At 63.2% G+C, this 19,664-nt stretch carries 18 protein-coding genes; 3 read left to right on the top strand and 15 right to left on the bottom strand.

The genetic code is table 11. The features are described 5' to 3' along the window. Positions 1–167: 167 nt before the first annotated feature. From CQW31_RS07700 to CQW31_RS07775, 15 genes are all read right to left on the bottom strand, one after another. Entirely contained in the window at positions 168–3,734 is a 3,567-nt protein-coding gene (locus CQW31_RS07700) for a glycosyltransferase (RefSeq protein WP_099814216.1), read from the bottom strand. Positions 3,735–3,808: 74 nt separating this feature from the next. Continuing rightward, positions 3,809–5,380 carry a flagellar hook-associated protein 3 gene (locus CQW31_RS07705; RefSeq protein WP_099814217.1) on the bottom strand — a complete coding sequence of 524 codons (1,572 nt, stop codon included), beginning with the start codon at positions 5,378–5,380 and terminating at the stop codon, positions 3,809–3,811. A 13-nt stretch (positions 5,381–5,393) separates the two neighbouring features. Further along, positions 5,394–7,442 (bottom strand): flagellar hook-associated protein FlgK, encoded by a 2,049-nt coding sequence (gene flgK, locus CQW31_RS07710; RefSeq protein WP_099814218.1) that lies wholly within the window; start codon positions 7,440–7,442, stop codon positions 5,394–5,396. 12 nt (positions 7,443–7,454) lie between these two features. Next, on the bottom strand, positions 7,455–8,621 hold the full coding sequence (flgJ, locus tag CQW31_RS07715) for a flagellar assembly peptidoglycan hydrolase FlgJ (RefSeq protein WP_099814219.1): 1,167 nt from the start codon (positions 8,619–8,621) through the stop codon (positions 7,455–7,457). Between the two features lie 11 nt (positions 8,622–8,632). Then, positions 8,633–9,742 carry a flagellar basal body P-ring protein FlgI gene (locus CQW31_RS07720; protein ID WP_099814240.1) on the bottom strand — a complete coding sequence of 370 codons (1,110 nt, stop codon included), beginning with the start codon at positions 9,740–9,742 and terminating at the stop codon, positions 8,633–8,635. Between the two features lie 12 nt (positions 9,743–9,754). Beyond that, positions 9,755–10,450: a flagellar basal body L-ring protein FlgH gene (gene flgH / locus CQW31_RS07725; RefSeq protein WP_027921149.1), complete on the bottom strand. Its 696-nt coding sequence runs from the start codon at positions 10,448–10,450 to the stop codon at positions 9,755–9,757. Between the two features lie 47 nt (positions 10,451–10,497). Beyond that, positions 10,498–11,283, bottom strand: a complete 786-nt coding sequence (gene flgG / locus CQW31_RS07730) for a flagellar basal-body rod protein FlgG (protein ID WP_027921148.1) — start codon at positions 11,281–11,283, stop codon at positions 10,498–10,500. Between the two features lie 47 nt (positions 11,284–11,330). Next, complete coding sequence (gene flgF / locus CQW31_RS07735) at positions 11,331–12,071, bottom strand: flagellar basal-body rod protein FlgF (protein WP_099814220.1); 741 nt, start codon at positions 12,069–12,071, stop codon at positions 11,331–11,333. A 338-nt stretch (positions 12,072–12,409) separates the two neighbouring features. Then, complete coding sequence (locus tag CQW31_RS07740; RefSeq protein WP_054886321.1) at positions 12,410–12,595, bottom strand: hypothetical protein; 186 nt, start codon at positions 12,593–12,595, stop codon at positions 12,410–12,412. 72 nt (positions 12,596–12,667) lie between these two features. Then, complete coding sequence (flgE, locus tag CQW31_RS07745) at positions 12,668–14,014, bottom strand: flagellar hook protein FlgE (RefSeq protein WP_054886322.1); 1,347 nt, start codon at positions 14,012–14,014, stop codon at positions 12,668–12,670. Positions 14,015–14,041: 27 nt separating this feature from the next. Further along, complete coding sequence (flgD, locus tag CQW31_RS07750; protein WP_054886323.1) at positions 14,042–14,755, bottom strand: flagellar hook assembly protein FlgD; 714 nt, start codon at positions 14,753–14,755, stop codon at positions 14,042–14,044. A 15-nt stretch (positions 14,756–14,770) separates the two neighbouring features. Next, the gene (gene flgC / locus CQW31_RS07755; protein WP_027921143.1) at positions 14,771–15,214 is read right to left on the bottom strand and encodes a flagellar basal body rod protein FlgC; all 444 of its coding nucleotides are present in this window, start codon (positions 15,212–15,214) and stop codon (positions 14,771–14,773) included. A gap of 3 nt (positions 15,215–15,217) precedes the next feature. Then, entirely contained in the window at positions 15,218–15,625 is a 408-nt protein-coding gene (gene flgB / locus CQW31_RS07760; RefSeq protein WP_054886324.1) for a flagellar basal body rod protein FlgB, read from the bottom strand. A 360-nt stretch (positions 15,626–15,985) separates the two neighbouring features. Then, the gene (gene cheR / locus CQW31_RS07770) at positions 15,986–16,813 is read right to left on the bottom strand and encodes a protein-glutamate O-methyltransferase CheR (RefSeq protein WP_099814221.1); all 828 of its coding nucleotides are present in this window, start codon (positions 16,811–16,813) and stop codon (positions 15,986–15,988) included. A gap of 50 nt (positions 16,814–16,863) precedes the next feature. Next, positions 16,864–17,793: a chemotaxis protein CheV gene (locus tag CQW31_RS07775; RefSeq protein ID WP_054886326.1), complete on the bottom strand. Its 930-nt coding sequence runs from the start codon at positions 17,791–17,793 to the stop codon at positions 16,864–16,866. 78 nt (positions 17,794–17,871) lie between these two features. Between CQW31_RS07775 and flgA the strand changes: the two genes are divergently transcribed. From flgA to CQW31_RS07790, 3 genes are all read left to right on the top strand, one after another. Next, positions 17,872–18,624: a flagellar basal body P-ring formation chaperone FlgA gene (gene flgA / locus CQW31_RS07780; protein ID WP_054886327.1), complete on the top strand. Its 753-nt coding sequence runs from the start codon at positions 17,872–17,874 to the stop codon at positions 18,622–18,624. Between the two features lie 152 nt (positions 18,625–18,776). Next, a complete protein-coding gene (gene flgM, locus CQW31_RS07785) occupies positions 18,777–19,085 on the top strand; it encodes a flagellar biosynthesis anti-sigma factor FlgM (protein ID WP_054886328.1) in 309 nt (102 codons plus the stop codon). Positions 19,086–19,135: 50 nt separating this feature from the next. Beyond that, on the top strand, positions 19,136–19,603 hold the full coding sequence (locus CQW31_RS07790; protein WP_054886329.1) for a flagella synthesis protein FlgN: 468 nt from the start codon (positions 19,136–19,138) through the stop codon (positions 19,601–19,603). Positions 19,604–19,664: the final 61 nt, after the last annotated feature.

Here is a 19,664-nt window from a genome sequence, read left to right on the forward strand (position 1 = left end):
ATCGAGGGCTACTGCAGGAAATGCGCCAATCTGGCTCCAGGCGAAACGCAATTTCTGTGGGAGCGGGTTTACCCGCGAATCAGCCTACGCGATGCCTGGCACCGCCTTTGCCGGTGTTCGCGGGTGAACCCGCTCCCACAGGGTTTGCGGATTGTTCGAGATGGATCTCAGTCGGCCAACCAGCCCCATTCCCAATGGCGCAGGTTGTCGTCGCGCAACACGAAGTCGCGCATCACCGCCTCGCGCAGCTCGTCACCCATGCGGTAGCTGGCTACCGGGTCGGCCAGGTGCGAACGGATCGCCCGCAGCCATTCCTCGGTGCCATTGCCATAGACCCGCGTGCAGGGCAGGTAGCCACGGTAGGCCTCGGTGTCGGTGCAGATGGTCGGATAGCCACAGGCGCCGTATTCCAGCAAGCGCAGATTGCTCTTGCAGTCGTTGAAGATGTGGAATTCCAGCGGCGCCAGGGCCAGGTCGAGGTTGAGGCTGGCCAGCTTGGCCGGGTAAAGCGCCAGCGGAACGCCCGGGTGGTATTCGTGGATATACGGCCTGAGCACATCCGGGCACATACCGAAGAATACCCACTCCACCTCGTCGGCCAGCTCGCGCACCACATCGGCGATGATTTCCAGGTCGCCACTGTGGCTGGTGCCCCCTCCCCAGCCCACCCGCGGCTTGCTGGAGGTGCCCCGGCGACTGGGCGGCAGCTGCGTCCACAGGTGCGGGGCGAGCATGTTCGGTACCACGCGGATGTCGTGGTGCATGTCCGACAGCGCGTTGGCGAGCGCCTGGGTGGTCACCACGACACGGTCGCACAGGCTGATGCCGCGGCGCAGGTGCTGCTCGATGTCGGCCGGTTTGTTGCGCGCATGGGTGTTCTTCTTCGGCGCGCTGAGCACGTAGTCGTCGATCTCGAAGATGCGTCGGGCATTGGAAAAACGGGCGATGCGCTCGATGTCGCGGACCGAGTCATCGTTGTGCCGCAATTGCAGAATGATCACATCCGGGTCCATGCGTGCCAACTGGACCACGGTCGGCGATTCGTAGACCACCCGTCCGACCACGCGCCCGGCCGCTTCCAGCTGCTTGAACGGCTGCTCGACACGGTAGTGGCCAACGGCGCTGTCGTTGATCGGCAAGCCCAGCACCGACGGCAGGGCACGGGCGCACAGCGGACTCCAGCTGCCGCGCAGGCTCGGTTCGAGGCTGAAGTCGGCGGCAGCCAGCCCAAGGTTCGGGTTGTAGGCCGGGTCACGGATCACCTTGCTCAGCCAGCGCTCGCAGAACACCTGTTGCTGTTCCAGCAGCACTTGCCGGTCGAGACCGTCGGACTCGGCCGGCACCTCGCGCTTGAGCAGGGTGGCATACGGCGTGCCCACCACCAGATAGCCCTGGGCGCCGGCACGCAGGCACAGGTCGAGCTCAGCCATGCCCTGGCCGAGCGGCTGCGCAGCCAAGCCACCGAGGTCGTCGAAGACGCGCTTGCGCACCATCAGGCAGGCACCGCCGACGGCGCTCCAGTTCTGTACCACCTGCAAACGCTGCAGGTAGCCGCGCGACTGCATATCCTCGCCGGCAAACGCCGGGCCGGCCACGCTGGACGCCCCCAGCACCCAGCCCGCCTCGACCACCCGCCCCTGGCCATCGACCAGCCGGGCACCGACCACCGCCACTTCCGGGCGCTGAGCGTGCTGCAGCATCTCGTCCAGCCAATGGCCGTCGAGCACCTGCACGCCAGGGTCGAGCAACAGCAGGTAGTCACCACGCGCCTGCGCGGCGGCAGCGTCAATCAACTGGATGCGGGAGTCGCCAGGGCTGCGGATCACTCGCAGCATGTCGGCACCCAGCTCGTCCATGGCCTGCAGCCAGGCTGCCATGTCACCCTCGGCGGCAGCCCCCGCCACCATGAGCACTTCGTATCGCCCCTGGGCGGTACGCTCGATCAGGCCTTCGACACACGACTGCAAGCTGGCCAGGTCGCGGCCCACCGGGACGATGATCGAGGTCAAAGGGGTGTCGCCGTGCAGGTAGTGGACGCGATTGAGCAGCGCCAGGTCGTCGTGCCGGATGCTGTGCGCCACACCCAGGCGCCGCAGGTGTGCGGCAAGCACCGCCTCGCTCTGGGCGATCACCTCAGGCAGCGACAACCACTGCGCAAAGCTCAAGCTCGACTGCACCTGGATTTCGGCAATATGTTCGATGACCTGCGGGCCGCGGGTCTCGACCAGGCGCCAGAGCAGGTCATGCGGTGCCAGCTCGGTGAAGCCGGCATCGAAGCCGCCCAGGTCGACGATCGCCTCGCGGGCAAAGGCCAGGGTACGGCCAACGTAGGGGTAGCTGCGCAGCAGGTCGAGGTTGAAGTCCGGCTTGAAGACCGGCTCACCCGGCAAGCCATCCAGCCAGGCCCCTTCGTCACTGTAGGCACAGGCCAGGCTCGGGAACACGGCCGCACGCTCGGCCAGCAGCAACGTGGCCGACTCGCTCAGGCGGTCGCCAGCGCGCAGCAGGTAGACCCAGTCGGCATCCTGCAGCGAAGCCAGCAGCTGGTTGAGCTGCTGCGGCCAGTCGGCCTGCAGCGGTTGCTGCACCAGCGCTAGCGTGCTGACGGGCGCGGCATCGCTCAGGACCACGCAGGCATGCACCGGGTACAGCTGCCGTGCCAGGCTTTGCAGGGTCTGCTCCAGCGCCCCGGCATCGCCTGCGACATCCAGCACCAGCGGCACGATGCGCGGCTGCTGCGGCCAGGCGGCGATCGCCTGCGGCAGCAGGCCGCGCTGCACGTCACTGAAGCGGCGCGCCGCCAGCCATTGCTGGTACAGCTCGGCATAGCTCTCGCAGTCACTGCCGACCCGGCCGCCCAGGCGGGTCTGCCAGTTGCTGATGATCCGCGCCACGCATAGTTCCTGCCACTGGCGCGGCTGCTCCTGCGCCTCGGTCAGCGGTACATAGCGCACCCAGCCGCTGGCCGGTGCCGCTTCACCGCTGCGTGCGGCGAGCATCTGCATCATCCAGCGCCACTCCTGCGGCGCCCCTTGCACCACCGCATCCTGCTTGCTCAGGCGCTGCGGATGCAGGCGCTCGATCAGGCCGGGCTCGCTGAGCATGATCATGTTGCCACGGCGCATCAGGCAGGCGAACAGCGCCAGGTCAAGCAGCGCGACAAAGCTCAGGCCATCGCCGGTCAGTGCCTGCAGCCACTGCAGGGCCTGCTCGCGGCGCATCAGCGCGGCCGAGAAGTTGCCGAGGAAGTTCACCGGCCGGCCGTCGAGCATCGCCAACATGTCTTCGCCCTTGAACAGGCTGTCGACGTTGGCGAAGCGCGCATTGGCAATGCGCATCGGCAGGATGAAATTGTTCTCGTCGCACAGCACGCGCTGGGACAGCACCAGGCCGACTTCCTCATGCTGCTGCAGGGCCTGGGCCTGATGTGCCACGCATTGCGGGAACAGCCGGTCGTCGTCGCACAGCACCTTGACCAGCTCGCCACGGGCCAGCTCGACGGCGCGCAGCAGGTTGCCGACAAAGCCCAGGTGCCGGGCATTGCGCACATAGCGCACACGGGGCTCATCGTCGAGGGCGTTGACGATCGCCTCGATCTCCTCGCTTTCGCTGTCGTCGCAGACCAGCACCTCCAGTGCATCGTAGGTCTGGCCCAGTGCGCTTTGCAGGGCCATGGCGAAGAACCGCGAGCTGTAGGCGGGGATGACGATACTGACGAGAGGCTTTTCGTTCACGTTGACGACCTTGCAAAAAAAAGTGCGCCGCACCTGACGGTGACAGCGCACGATTGACTACGCACGCAGCGTTATCAGATGTAGTTGACCAGCGACAGGCCGGCGACCTTGGCGTATGCCTGCAGCGAGGCTTGCAGCATGTTGGTCTGCATGGTCAGGCGGATCATCACTTCGGCCGGATCGCTTTCGCGGATCGACGTCTGGGTCTTGGTGTTCTCCGCGCTCAGCGCCGAATTGGTCTCGGCCTGCACGTCCAGCGCCTGGCCCCGGCCACCGATCGAGGCGATCGACGAAGTCACCTGATTGGTGGCGCTGGCGATGTTGCCGATGGCCGAGTCCAGCGCTGCCTTGAAGGTTTGCGCAGCCGCCGGATCACCGTCGATCGGGGTGTTCAGCGCGGCGCGCAGCTGGCTGATGGTGTCGAGGATGTTCTGAGTCTGATGGGTGTCGACCTTGACCGCGAACGAGTCGCCCGCGCTCGGCGCCCCCGACAGCTCGAACTGCACGCCCATGGCCGTTGCGGTAGAACCGCTCAATGTACCCGTGGAGATCGGCTTGCTGTTGGCACTGACCGGTGCCGCATACAGCTCGAAATCGGTGGCGCTGGTGAACTTGAGTACAGCGCCTTCCGGGAACGCGGCCTTGTAGGCGGCCTGGTCGACCACGCTGGCGCCGGTAATCTGCGCCGACGAGGCGTTGCCCGGGCTGCGAGTGCCGCTGATCTGGTCAGGCTTGGAGGCAAGGCTGAAGGTGTGGCCGGCAATCGCCGCATCCGGGTCGGCGGAATCACCGGCCTTGAAGCTGATTTCCAGGCGCAGGTCGACACCGCGGAAGGTGATCTGGGTATTTTCGCCGTTGGGGTCGAACTTGCCACCCTGGGTCGCCTCAAGGGTGACATCGGTGCCGCTGGCGTCGGTGATCTTGAATTCGGTACTGCTGGTGAATTCGATGCTGTAAGGCTCGCCACTGCGGAAACGGTCGTTGTAGGTGGCGCTGCCGGAGACCTGGCCGTTGGACAGGCTGACGCGGCCATCATCGGTAGCCGGCGCGGTCAGCGTGGTCTGGCTGCGGCTGGTGTTCAGCGCCTGCTCGAAGGCGTCGTAGCCGGTCTCGTTGGCGGCCAGGCTGAGCATGTCGCCCACCTGCAGCTTCAGCTGCGACTGGTCGCCCTGGTAGGTGTAGGTACCATCAGCGTTGCGCACGTAGGGCTGGGTGTCACCCTTGGAGCCGGAGAAGATGTACTTGCCGTTCTCGTCCTTGCTGTTCATCAGGCTGAACAGCTGCTGCTCCAGCGAGTCCAGCTCGGCGGCGTTGGCCTTGCGATCGGCGTCGGCGAAACCGGCGTTACCGGAGCTGACCGCCAGTTCGTTGACCCGCTGCAGGATGGTGCCGATCGAGTTCAGGGTGCTTTCGGCGGTGCCCAGGGCATTGCGCACGTTGGTGGTGTTGCCGTTGTACTGGGCGAGCAGGTTCTGTTGCTGCTCAAGCTGCAGCAGACGCGCGGCGCCCACCGGGTCGTCCTTGGCTGAACGCACGCGAATATTGTCGCTGGCGTCCTGCTGGCTCTTCGCCGCATTGGCGAAGTTCTTCTGATAGTTGGACTGGGTGGTGTTGTAGAACTGCGAAGTAGAGATGCGTACGCTCACGATCTACGGCTCCTTAAAGACTGTTGATCAGGGTGGCGAAGGTTTCCTGGGCCGCCTTGATGATCTGCGACGACGCGGTGTAGTACTGCTGGAACTTGATCAGGTTGCCGGTTTCTTCATCGATCGATACCCCGGACAAGCCATTGCGCCCTTCCAGGGCCGAGGTGTGCAGCGCGTTGGTGGCGTCGCTGTCCATCTGTGCCTGGCCGGCCTTGCCGCCCACGTTTGACACCAGCTTGGCATAGGCATCGGTGAAGCTGATGCCCTTGCCGTCGGCACCGACTTCGACGGTACCCTTGGTCTGCAGGTCCAGCACCGATTGGGCGTTGCGATTGTCGGCCGAACCCGACGCGGTCATTGCCACGGTGAAGCTGTCACCGTTCTTCGGTGTGCCGGAGACGGTCATCTCGAAGCTGAAGGTCTTCTGCGTGGCGCCATCCATGATCGGGTTGCCACTGGCATCGACCATCGGCACCGACAACTGCAGCTTGCTGTCCTGGCCCGGCACAATGGTGCCGCTGCCAATGGCATTGCCCTTGGAGTCGTACATCGTGTACGCCTGCGGCGAGGCAGTGTCGTCACCGAACACCAGCTTGACCGGCGTCGAATACTTGATGCCGGTCTGCAGGTCGGCACGCTGGGCTGCATCGTAGATATCCAGCTCGGAAGTCAGGGTCGGCTGGGTGATGGCGCCGGTGCCCTTGTTGCCCGAACCACTGGTGCCGGTCAAAGGCGCGGCCATGGCCAGGCGCTTGGGATCGGTCAGGGTCGCTTCGATGTTGGCCGCAGCGTTGCGCGTCGGGGTGATCTTGAAGCTGTCACCCGCGCTCAGGGCACCACCATTGAGCGCCAGGCTGAAGCCATCGATGACCGGCGCCGGGTCGTCGTCCAGGCTGTAGGTGCCCATGTCGGTACCATCGGGCAACTTGCGCACGGTGTACTGTTTGTCGCTGGTGAAGGTGACCTGGTAATCGCTGGTGGTCAGCTTGCCGGTGTCCTTGATGGTGACATCGAGGTTGCCGGAGCCTGCGCTGTTGCCCGCCTTGGCGATACTGCGCTGGCTGATGGCTGCGGCGCTGTTGATGTCGGCAAACATCGCCGCACCAAACTCGCCATTCTTGTCGATCCCCTGCGCCAGCTGGCTGTTGATGGCATCGGCCACCACCAGAGCCACACGGCCAAGCTCATTCATCGCCGGGTCGAGGGTTTCCTTGCGGTAGCGGATCAGGCCGCCCAGCTCACCACCTGTGGTGCTGTTGGTGATGTCCATCTTGGTCGAGCCGCGATTGAGGATCAGGCTCATGCGGGTCGGGTCGGTGGCGCTCGGCTCGACGCCGATGGTCTGAGTGGTGTTGCCCAGCACCAGGGCCTGGCCGTTTTTCAGGTAGACGTCATAGTTGCCGTTCTTCTGCTCAACCACGTCGGCACCGATCAGCGCCGACAACTCGCGCACCGCGCCATCGCGCTGGTCGAGCAGGTCGTTGGGCTGGCCGTTGACCGCCGTCATCTTGGAAATCTGGCCGTTGAGGTCGGCAATCGACTTGGTCAATGCATTGACCTTGTCGGCGATCGACGCCATGTTGGAATTGATGTCGCTGTTCTGCTGGTTGAACTGGGACGACAGGGTATTGAAGCGCTTGGCCAGGGATTGAGCACTGGTCAGCAGCAGCTGGCGCGAGGCATCTTCGGTCGGTTTGGCCGAGGCGTCCTGCAACGCGGTGAAAAAGCTCTGCAGCGCGGCGGTGATGCCGGTGTCGCTGCTCGACAGGGCGGTGTCCAGCGGGGTGATCTGATTCAGGTACGAGGTGGCGTCGCTGCTCAGCGAGGTGGTGGTGCGCAGCTGGTTCTCGAGGAACGCGTTGTACACCCGACGCACGTCGGCCAGGGTGGTGCCGCTGCCGATGAACACCTGGCCGACCTGCTGGCCGCCCTTGGTCTTCTGCACGTTCTGCTGGCGCGAGTAGCTCTCGACATCGGCGTTGGCAATGTTGTTACCGAGGGTGTACATCCCCGACTGCGCGGCGCCAAGCCCCGACATACCAATATTGATCAGACTCGCCATGGTTCCATACCCTTAAAGTTTCGTTGTGGTACCGAGCATTGCGTAGCTCTCGTACGACTTCATCTGTCTTGCGATCTGCGAGATCTTGCTGGCGTAGTTCGGGTCGGTGGCGTAACCGGCCTTTTGCAGCTCTCGCACGAATTGTTCTGGGTTATCGGCCGACTTCACCGCATCTTGATAGCGCGAATTGCTCTGCAACAGGCTCACCAGGTCGTGGAAACTGTCCTGGTACGAGTCATAGGAACGGAACGCTGCGGTCTCCTTGACGAACTGGCCGTCGCGGAATTCGCTGGTGATCGCCCGCGCCGAATCACCTTGCCAGTTACTGCTGGCCTTGATGCCGAACAGGTTGTGGCTGCTGCTGCCATCGCTGTTGCGCATCACCGACTTGCCCCAACCGGTTTCCAGGGCGGCCTGGGCCACCAGGTAACGCGGATCGACACCAATGCGCTTGGCGGCCTGCTCGGCCATCGGCAGCATGGTGGCGACGAATTCGTCGCTGTCGGCAAAAGCTTTCTTCGGCGCCAGTGGCGGCTGCGCCACGGCACGGCCGGTGATGCGCAGGCCGTTGTCCGGGATGGCGATAGCCTTGGCCACCTGCTGCCCGTCACGGGCCGGCACGGCGGCGGTATGGGTGGCTGCGGCCGGGCTGGTGGCCGAAGGCACGATGCCGGCCAGCAGGCGATCGGTGAGCTTGCCCGGCAGCGCCAGGCGCCGCGAGTTGAGCGCGGCGACATCGTTGCGCGTGGCCGTGGACTGGGTAGCCTGCACCGGGTCGGCCACCTTGTTGCCCCACAGCGTCGGCGCGCTGCCGTCGACGCGTGGGAACGGGCTGGTGTTGACCGGGGTGCTCTTGTGCTTCGACAGCTGGCGCACCAGCACGTCCTGCAGGCCGATACCGCCACCCTCGCGGGACATGCTCACGGCCAGCTGCTGGTCGTACATGTCGCGGTACTGCTTGACCGTCTCGCTGTTCATCGGGTTGTCGTCGGCCAGCACATCGCTGGCCTTGCGCGAGGCCTTGAGCATCTCGCTGATGAACAGCGACTCGAACTCCTGGGCTACCTTGCGCACGTTGGCATCGCTGTCGCGATCACCGTGCTTGAGCGAGCTCAGGCGATTGAGGTCGGTGTAGGCACCGCTGTCGGCGTGGCTGGAGACCAGGCTTTTCGAATTCATCCGCGGCGTCCTCAGATCACGATCAGGTCGGCCTGCAAGGCGCCGGCCTGTTTCAGTGCTTCGAGGATGGCCATCAGGTCGCCCGGTGCCGCGCCGACCTGGTTGACCGCGCGGACGATCTCATCCAGCGTGGTCCCCGGACCGAACTTGAACATCGGCTTGGCTTCCTGCTCGGCATTGACCCGCGAACGCGGAACCACCGCGGTCTGGCCGTTGGAGAACGGCCCCGGCTGGCTGACGATCGGGTCTTCGGTGATGGTCACGGTCAGGCTGCCGTGGGTCACCGCCGCCGGCGAGACCTTGACGTTCTGGCCGATGACGATGGTACCGGTACGCGAGTTGATGATGACCTTGGCCACCGCCTGGCCCGGGTCGATCTCGAGATTCTCGAGGATCGACAGGTAGTCGACCCGCTGGCTCGGGTCCATCGGCGCGGTGACCCGCACCGAGCCGCCATCAACGGCCTGGGCCACACCTGGGCCGAGCAGGTCGTTGACTTTGTCGACGATGCGCTTGGCGGTGGTGAAGTCAGGGCGGTTGAGGTTCAGGGTCAGGCTGTTGCCCTGGTTGAAGCCGCTCGGCACCGCACGTTCGACCGAGGCACCGCCAGGAATACGGCCGGCCGACGGAACGTTGACGGTGATCTTCGAGCCGTCACGACCCTCGGCATCGAAGCCGCCGACCACCAGGTTGCCTTGCGCGATCGCGTAGACGTTGCCGTCGATCCCCTTGAGCGGAGTCATCAGCAGGCTGCCCCCGCGCAGGCTCTTGGAGTTGCCGATCGACGAAACGGTGATATCCACCACCTGGCCCGGCTTGGCGAACGCCGGCAGGTCGGCATGCACCGACACCGCCGCGACGTTCTTCAGCTGCACGTTGCCGGAGCCGGCCGGGACCTTGATGCCGAACTGCGACAGCATGTTGTTGAAGGTCTGCAGGGTGAACGGGGTCTGGGTGGTCTGGTCACCCGTGCCGTTGAGCCCCACCACCAGGCCATAGCCGATCAACTGGTTGGAACGCACGCCGGAGATGCTGGCAATGTCCTTGAGGCGTTCGGCATGGGCACCGAACGCGCAGGACAAGATCAGGGTCGCGGCTATCAGCTGCCTAACGTTGAACATGTTCATCCGTACTCAGAAGGGCCAAAGCGGGCTCATGAAGAAGCGGTCCAGCCAGCCGGGCTGACTGGCATCGGCGAACGAACCGGTGCCCGAATAGGTGATGCGCGCATCGGCCACCCGGGTGGACGGCACGGTGTTGTCGGTGGCGATGTCGTCGGCACGGATCAGGCCGGCGATACGCACCAGCTCTTCACCGGTGTTGAGGGTCATCCACTTTTCACCGCGCACGGCGATGATGCCGTTGGGCAGCACCTCGGCCACGGTGACGGTGATCGAACCGGTCAGGGTGTTGCCCTGGGTGGCCTTGCTGTCGCCCTTGGTGGTGCGGTCACCGCTGTAGCCGGCTTCCAGCGACAGGTCGCCGCTGCCGAACGGGTTGTTGGTGTTCGGGTTGGAGCCGAACAGCGAGGTCAGGCCAATGTCGGCCTTGCTGTTCTTCTGGATCTGGGAACCTGCGTTCTTGCTCGCCGAGGTGCGTTCGTTGAGGGTGATGGTGATGATGTCACCCACGCGGAACGCCTTGCGGTCGGTGTACAGGCCCTGCTCGAAACCTGCCTGGTAGATCGAACCGTTGTTGGCTGCAGCCGGCAGCGGGGTACGCGGCAGAACCGGCGCGTAATACGGGTCGTTCGGCTTGGGCGTCGGCGCGACGCAACCAGCCAGCACAACCGCCCCCCCCAGGGCGAATACAGACAACAGACGCTTCATGACACTTACCTCACGGTGTAACGGGAGTAGAACCTGGACTTGGGCTTTTACAGCTGCTGAGTCACGAACGACAGCATCTGGTCGGCGGTGGAGATGACCTTGGAGTTCATCTCGTAGGCACGCTGGGTGGTGATCATGTTCACCAGCTCTTCCACGGTGCTGACGTTGGAGTTTTCCAGGGTCTGCTGCAGGGTGGTGCCGAAGCCGTTCAGGCCTGGAGTACCAACCTGTGGCGCGCCGCTGGCGGCGGTCTCCAGGAACAGGTTGTCGCCGATCGCCTGCAGGCCGGCCGGGTTGATGAAGTCGGCGGTCTGCAGGTTACCGATCACCTGTGCAGCCGGGTTGCCGGCGGTGGTGATCGACACGGTGCCATCCTGGCCGACAGTGAAGGTCTGGGCATCGTTCGGTACCACGATCGCCGGCTCCAGGGCAAAACCCTGGGCGGTGACGATCTGGCCGTCGGAGTTCAGGTGGAAGGTACCGTCACGGGTGTACGAGACGGTGCCGTCCGGCTGCAGTACCTGGAAGAAACCACGGCCATTGACCGCCATGTCCAGCGGGTTCTCGGTGGTCTGCAGGCTGCCGGTCTGGAAGTTTTTCTGGGTGCCGACGATGCGCACACCGGTACCGACCTGCAGGCCCGACGGCAGCTCGCTGTCCTGGGTCGACTGCGCGCCTGGCTGACGCTTGATCTGGTACAGCAGGTCAGCGAACTCGGCACGATCACGCTTGAAGCCGGTGGTCGAGACGTTGGCCAGGTTGTTGGAAATGACAGTCAGGTTGGTGTCCTGGGCGGACAGGCCGGTTTTAGCGACCCAAAGAGCCGGAAGCATCAGTATTCTCCTCGTGCGCCTGTTTTACGGCACCCGTTCACAGTTGGTTAGCCGATTTGCAAAACACGCGCCATGGCTTCATCGCCTTCCTTGGCCGCGTTCATCATTTTTACGTGCAGCTCGAACTGGCGGGACAACGCCAGCACCGAGGTCATTTCTTCAACGGCGTTGACGTTGCTGCCTTCGAGGAAGCCCGACACCACCCGCACATTGACGTCGGCAGCAGCCGGTTGGCCGTTCTGGGTGTGGATCAGCCCGTCCAGGCCCTTGGTCATGCTCTTGATGTCCGGGTTGACCAGCTTGATGCGGTCGACCTCGGCCATCACCCGCGGGTCTTCACCCATCGAGCGGATGCTGATGGTACCGTCGGCACCCACTTCAACCTTCTGCTCAGGCGGAATGGCGATCGGGCCACCGTTGCCGATCACCGGCATGCCGTTGCCGGCACGCAGCACGCCGAGGGCGTCGATGTTCAGGCTGCCGGTGCGCACGTAGGCTTCGCTGCCATCCGGCGCCTGCACGGCAATGAAGCCCTGCCCGGACACGGCCACGTCCAGCTCACGCCCGGTCTCGACCATCGGCCCTTCGCTGAAATCGGTAGCCGGGCGTTCAGTCATGGCAAACGCCCGCGACGGAAAGCTGTCACCGAACACCGGCATCGAGCGCGCCTGCTCCAGGTCGCGCTGGAAACCATTGGTGGAAACGTTCGCCAGGTTGTTGGCGTGGGCCTTCTGCGCCAGCGCGTTCTGGCTGGCGCCGGTCATGGCCACGTAAAGCATCTTGTCCACAGTCATCCTCCGCTGCACTGACGATCGTTTGCCGCTCGCCGTTGCTGTGCAGGCTCTAAAGCAAGTTCCGAACCAACTTTTTCAAATGCTGAAAAAGCCCGTGAATACGGGCTTTTTCGGGGTTCTGCCACTCAGGCGCCGCCGGTTATCCGGCGCCGGATTGCCGATCGCGGCAATCCTGTACCGGCCCTTTCGCGGGCAAGCCCGCTCCCACAGGAATCGCGCCAGCTTTTAACATCTGAGCAAGACAGTTGCTTCCACAGGTACAGCACAGCCTCTGAAATCAGTGCAAACCCTGTGGGAGCGGGCGCGCCCGCGAAGAGGCCGACACAGGCCAATCAAGGCTCGCGGCATCCGCCATTGCTGAATGGGCCGGCAAACTTCTTCCAGCCCTCCCCCGGCGGCCATTGCGAGCACACCAGCCGGCCATCCGCCTGACTTTCCCAGCGCCACCACGGCGCGGTGCCGGCCTGGGCCTGATACAGGCAGAAAGCGGCAATCAATGCGACAACCAGCCTTTTCATATTCCCTCCTGCAAATACGACGAACCCCTTCATGGGAAAGGGGCTCGTCCAGACACGCTCAGCCAGCGACCATCAGGTCATCTGGATGATGGTCTGCATGATGGTGCTTTCGGTGGAAATGGTCTTGGCGTTCGCCTGGTAGTTGCTCTGCGCCTTGATCAACTCGACCAGCTCCTGGGTCAGGTTGACGTTGGAGTTTTCCAGCGAGTTGGACTCGACGCTGCCCAGGGTGCCGGTCTTCGGCGCATCGATGCCCGGGATGCCCGAGGAGTAGGTCTCGGTCCAGCGGGTGCCGCCAATCTGCTGCAGGCCCTGGTCGTTGGCGAAGCTGGCCAGTGCCACCTGGCCGATGGCGCGCGACTGCTGGTTGCTGAAGCTGGCGAACATCACCCCCGTGGAGTCGATGCTCAGGCTCGACAGGATACCGGTGGCGTAACCATCCTGGGACTGCGACATGCGCGCGGTCTCGGTGTTGTACGAAGTGGTGCTGTTCATCGACATGCGCAAGCCGCTGGTGTTCTCGGTGGAACCGTTGGCGATCCAGTTGCCGCTGGCATCCTGGGTAGCCGGGATCCAGCCCTTGAGCGTGAAGGTGTTGTTGGTCACGCTCCATTCGGCGCCGGCCGGCACGCCGGTGGTGTCGGTGGCCATCGAGGCGACGCTGCCATCGCTGTTGAAGGCGATGGTGCCGGTCAGCGGGGCAGTGCTGGTCGGGTCCATCGGGTTGCGGCCGTCGACCAGGGTGTACATGGTCCACTGGTTCGTATCGGTCTTGCGATAGAACTGCTCCATGGTGTGCTCGTTGCCCTGGCTGTCGTAGATCTTGGTCGAGAACGACTTGGTGTACGACGTTTCGTCAGTCGGGTCGAAGACGATGTCACCGGCAACGGGCGGAACCGACGGCAACGGGATCGACTTGGCCGAGGAGTTCAGGTTGATGCCCTGGTCGATCAGGCTGGTAGCCTTGGGTTCCAGGGCCGATGTATCGATCTTCAGGTCGGTCAGGACACCCTTCTTGATATTGCCGTTGGCATCAGCGGCATAGCCCTGCAGACGCAGGCCATCGGAGGTAACGACATAGTTGTCCTTGCTGGTCTGGAAGGCACCGGCACGGGTGTAGACCATCGAGCCGTTGTCCGACAGCACGAAGTAACCCTGACCCTGGATACCCATGTCCAGCACGTTGCCGGTGTTGTTCACGTCACCCTGGGTGAACTGCTGGGAAACCGCAGCCAGGCGCACACCGTTGCCGACCTGGTTCTTGCCCACGCCCAGGCGGTTGGCGCCGGCATAGACGTCGGCGAACTCGGCACGCGACGACTTGAAACCGGTGGTGTTGACGTTGGCAATGTTGTTGCCGGTAACATCCAGCTGCTTGTTGGCAGCGTACAGACCGCTAAGGCCGATATTGAAAGACATGCTGTTGCTCCTTGTGCCGTTCCGGCCTCAGATTCCGATGGTTTGTACGTCGGACAGGGAAACCTTGCCGACCCCGGCGAGGTTGAGCACCATCTCGCCCGTGGTGTTGAAGCTGACGCTGGTGACCTTGGCCGGCAACAGGGTGTTCATCTGCACCGACTTGCCGTCCACCGTGGTGCTGGCCGTGAAGGTATAGGTACCCGGGTCGACCTTCTCGCCGCTCGCGTTGGTACCATCCCAGATGAAGTCGGCATAGCCGGCCTTCTGCTCACCCACTTCGATGGTCTTGACGGTGTTGCCGTCCTTGTCCTTGACGGTGATCTTCGCCCCGTCGATGGCCTGCGGCACGACGAACTGGCCATTGAAGCTTTCGGCGGTATCGACCACCGCCTTGTCGTTCTGCACGATCACCGAGCGACCGACCAGCGACGAGGCCTGCAGCGCCTGGGACGAGGCCATGGCGCTGGTGATGTTGGTGACCGACTCGTTCAGCGAGGTGATGCCTTCCAGGCTGCTGAACTGGGCCAGCTGGGCCACGAACTCGCCGTTGTCCTGCGGGTCGAGTGGGTTCTGGTGCTGCATCTGGGTCACCAGCAACTGCAGGAACGCATCTTTGCCCAGTGTGCTGTTGCCGGTCTGGGACGCGGTATCGGTGGTGGTCTTCTTGGTGCCAGTGTTGACACCGGACGCCGCGAGGACGTCGTTGAGATTGACACCGGTAGTGGAGGTATCGATGGCCATGGTCCGGCTTCCTTATCACTGACCCAGGGTCAGCACTTTCTGCATCATGTTCTTGGCGGTGTTCATCAGCTCGGCGTTGGTCTGGAACGCACGGCTGGCGGAGATCATGTCAGCCATCTCCTCGACCACGTTGACGTTCGGGTAATAGACGTAGCCGTCCTTGTTCGCCGCCGGGTGATTCGGCTCGTAGCGCGCCTCCAGATTGCTCTGGTCTTCGACGATGCCCTTGACCTGCACGCCCTGCCCCGCCTCGCCCTGGTCCTCGAACAGCGACTGGCTGACGCCGCTCTGCGCGTTCTGGAAGGTGGTGGCGAACACCGGGTGGCGCGCACGGTAGGTCTGGTCGATGCTCGACGACACGGTCTCGGCGTTGGCGATGTTCGAGGCAACGGTGTTGAGGCGGGTGTTCTGCGCGCTCATGCCGCTGCCGGCAATGTTGAAAACACTGGAAAGGGACATGAATTACTCTCCGCGCAGGGCCGAAACCAGCCCTTTGAATTTACTGTTGAGCAAGGTGAAGCTGGCCTGGAAACCGATGGCGTTCTCCGTGTAGTTCGATTGCTCGATCTGGGCGTCCACGGTGTTCTGGTCGATCGATGGCTGGGTCGGCACGCGGTACTGCAGGGTATCGTCGGCCATTGCCAGGCCCTCGGCCTCGATGTGGCGGCTGTTGGTGCGGTCCATGGCGAAGCGGCCGCTTTGCTGCTTCTGGCTCTCGGCGGCGAGCACCGAGGAGAAGTCCATGTCACGCGCCTTGTAGTTGGGCGTATCGGCGTTGGCGATGTTGTTGGCCAGCACTTCGGCGCGCTGGGCGCGGAAGCCCAGTGCCTTTTCGTGGATGCCAAGCGCCTTGTCGAAACTGATGCTCATGTCGGGAAAACCTTCGAAGGTTGGCCGGAATTTCGTTGAGCAAGGTATAGCAAGGGCTGTGCCACATTCCCGAAAGCCCGGAAATGCTGGGGTGTAGCACTGAAGGCTGATGGCGCGATGCCAGAAAAGCGGCAAAGTGCTTCCGCCTGGCGAAGCGAAAGCGGCAATTGCCGGGCGGTAAAAGCGGCAAAACAAAAAATTGACGTCAAACCGCGTTGCCTGCTTCGCGGGCTCGCCCGCTCCCACAAGTACTGCGCTAGCCTGGAGACTTGTGATGACCCTGTGGGAGCGGGCATGCCCGCGAAGAGGCCGGCGCAGGCAAACAAAAAGGCCGGCAACTTGAGTTGCCGGCCTTTTCGCTTACTTGGCCTGGTAGATGATCCCCGGGCTGCACTGGACCATCTGGTAGTGGTCCGGCAACCCGTTCAGCGCTTCCGAGGCACCGAGGAACAGATAGCCCCCAGGCTTCAGGGTGCTGTGGATACGCATCAGGATGTCCTTCTTCACCTGTGCCGAGAAGTAGATCAGCACATTGCGACAGAACACGATGTCGAACTTGCCCAGGCTCGCATAGCTGTCGAGCAGGTTGAACGAGCGGAACTCGACGCGGCTACGGATTGCCGGCTTGACCGCCCAGCGCCCCGGCCCCTTGGCGTCGAAGTAACGTTGCAGGCGCTCCTGGGACAGGCCACGGGCGATGGCCAGGCTGTCGTACTCACCGGTCTTGCAGTTGGTCAGCATCGAGCCGGACAGGTCGGTAGCCACGATCTGAGCCCCCATCTTCAACTGGCCCAGGTTGCCGCGCTCGAACTCGTCGATGGCCATCGAGATCGAGTACGGCTCCTGCCCCGAGGAGCAAGCCGCCGACCACATGCGCAGGCGCTGCCCGGGGTTGTTCCTGATGAACTCGGGAATGACCTTGTTCTTCAACACTTCGAACGGGTAGGTATCGCGAAACCACAGGGTTTCGTTGGTGGTCATCGCATCCACCACCTGTTCGCGCAGGCCACCCCGCGGCTGGGTCTGGATCCGCTGCACCAGCTCGCCCAGGCTCTTGATGCCCTGCTGTTCCATCAACTTGTTGAGACGGCTGGAAACCAGGTACTGCTTATTCTCGCCCAGCAGGATGCCACAGGCTTTTTCCAGGAAGACCCTGAACTGTTCGAACTCCAAATTACCCGTAGACACTACTGCCGCCTCTTTTAAATCACTGGTGCCGGAAACATGCCCCGGCTGCTTCAATTCGCTGCCTTGATCCGGTCGACCACGCGCTGGGCCAGGTCGTCCGGCTTGAACTTGGCCAGGAAATCATCCGCCCCGACCTTCTTGACCATCGCCTGGTTGAATACCCCGGACAGCGAAGTATGCAGGCAGATGTGCAATTTTTGCATGCGCGGATCGCTGCGGATCTCTGCGGTAAGCGTATAGCCATCCATTTCCGGCATTTCAATGTCGGAGATCATCATCAGGAACTCTTCTTCAGGCTTTTTGCCCTCCTCCACCAGCTTGCGCAGGTAGTCGAGCGCCTGTCGGCCATCGTTGAGCGCCACCACGTCCACCCCCACCGTCTGCAGGCAACGGCTGACCTGCTTGCGCGCCACCGACGAATCGTCGACGGTCAGCACCCGCAGCAGCGTGGCCTTGTCCTGCACCTCGGCATCGACCACGCCGGCAGACACCGACTCGGACGATGGCGCCACTTCGGCCAGCACCTTTTCCACATCGATGATCTCGACCATGCGGTTGTCGACCCGGGTGACGGCGGTCAGGTAGTGGTCGCGGCCCGTGCCCTTGGGTGGCGGATGGATCTCTTCCCAGTTCATGTTGACGATGCGCTCGACCGAGTGCACCAAAAAGCCCTGGGTCTTGGTGTTGTACTCGGTGATGATCACGAAGCTGTTGCGCGTGTCTTCCTGCAACCCCGGCAGGCCGGTCGCCATCGACAGGTCGAGGATCGGGATGGTCGCCCCGCGGATGTTGGCCACGCCGCGCACCACCGGGTGCGACTTGGGCAGCACGGTCAGCTCCGGACACTGCAGCACTTCGCGAACCTTGAACACGTTGATGCCGTACAGCTGCGCCCCGTTGAGACGGAACAGCAGCAATTCCAGGCGATTCTGCCCAACCAGCTGCGTACGCTGGTTGACTGAATCCATTACCCCCGCCATGCCTGACTCCTTATGCGTTCTGCCTTTTTGGTGCTACATGACCACCAAGTCGGCACGGGCTTTGCTTTTTTGAGCGCCATGTACACGAAAACGACAAATTTCCGACGACTGACGCGCCTGCTGAGCGGCACGCTCGCCGTGCTGTGCCTGCTGGCACCCGGCGTTCGCACGCTGGCGGATGCGGTTACCTTGCCTGAACAGCTTATCGGTGTCACCCAAGGGTTTCTTGAATTCAGTGTCGAGGATTACCTGGCCACCACCCAGACGCCTGGGCGCTACGAAATCCAGGTCAACCCGCTCGATCCGCGTCTGCGTATGCCACTGTGCAGCCAGCAGCTGGACGCCTCGCTGGAGAGCCCGGCGCAACCGCTTGGCCGGGTCACCGTGCGGGTCCGCTGTGACGGCAGCGCGCCGTGGACCATCTTCGTGCCGGCAACCGTGAAGCTGTTCCGCGATGTGGTGGTGGTGACCCGCCCGCTCAAGCGCGACAACGTCGTTGGCGAAGCTGACGTGGCCCTGCGCGAGCGTGACGTCGGCACGCTGCCCCAGGGTTTTCTCACCGACCTCGACCAGGCGGTAGGCATGAAGATGCTGCGCCCGACCGTACTCGACCAGGTCCTCACGCCGCAGCACCTGGAGCAAGCCGAAGTGGTGCGTAAAGGCGATCATGTGGTGATTACCGCGCGCAGCGGCACCTTGAGCGTGCGCATGCCTGGCGAAGCCTTGGCCAAGGGCGGCCAAGGCGAACAGATCCGCGTACGCAACCTCAATTCGCAGCGCGTGGTAAAAGCCCGTGTCACCGGCCCCGGGCAGGTCGAGGTCGCCATGTAGATTGCGCTGGCGGTGAGGAACCGCTTTTCCTAAACTGTGTCAGAACACGGGTTCGCGAGCTTGCTGACAGGCGGCTATGCATTTACGCCTAAAGTTTCTTTCGGGTTGGCCGAAAACAAGGCAAGCGTCCAAATACCCAGAGGTTTCTGATCATGGTCATCGACTTCAGTCGTTTGAATAATTCTCCGTCCATCACGGGCGGCGTTCGTGGCAACGCCACGTCCGGCAACGCCGAGAAAACCGGCGAAACCCAAGAAGCGCCAAAAAGCGCCAGCGGAGAAGCGGTACACCTCAGCCAAGAGGCACAGCAGTTGCAAAAGGTCAGCGACAAGCTGCGCGACCAGCCCGTCGTCAACAGTGCCCGCGTGGCTCAGTTGAAGCAGGCGATCGCAGACGGCAGCTATCAGGTCGATGCCGGCCGCGTCGCCAGCAAACTGCTCGATTTCGAAGCCCAGCGCTGACCGTTCGGCGCGCTGACTTCACGGACGCTATGTAAAGCCAAGAGTTAGCCATGCACGACATCACTTTGCTGCAACTGATCGAAGACGACATCGCTCCGACCCAGGAACTGCTCGACCTGCTCCAGCAGGAGTCAGTGGCCTTGCACGGTCGCGACATGGCGCCGCTGGAGGGCATCCTCGCCCGCAAGCAGTCGCTGATCGTCCTGCTCGAGCAGCAAGGCACGCGCCGCAACAACCTGCTTGCCAGCCTTGGCCTGAGCGCCAACCGTGCCGGCGTGCAGGCATTGGCGGCACAATCGGACAACGGCGAGCTGATCATGCAGCAGCTCGATGTGCTGACCCAGCTGATGGATGCCTGCCAGAAGGTCAACGAGACCAATGGCCGGATCATCCAGGTGCAACAACACGTCACGGCCAACCAGATCAGAATCCTTCAGGGTGGCGAAGCACCGTCGCTCTATGACAGCCGTGGCGCCACTTCTCCACTTGCCAAGCCCCGGGCGCTCAGCCAAGTGTGATTACTTCTATCAAGGCACGGAACATACTGGCAAAATGCCGTTACTTGCGTGTGTCGTTTTT

Source organism: Pseudomonas sp. 382 (genome assembly GCF_002759075.1).
Classification (GTDB): domain Bacteria; phylum Pseudomonadota; class Gammaproteobacteria; order Pseudomonadales; family Pseudomonadaceae; genus Aquipseudomonas; species Aquipseudomonas vlassakiae.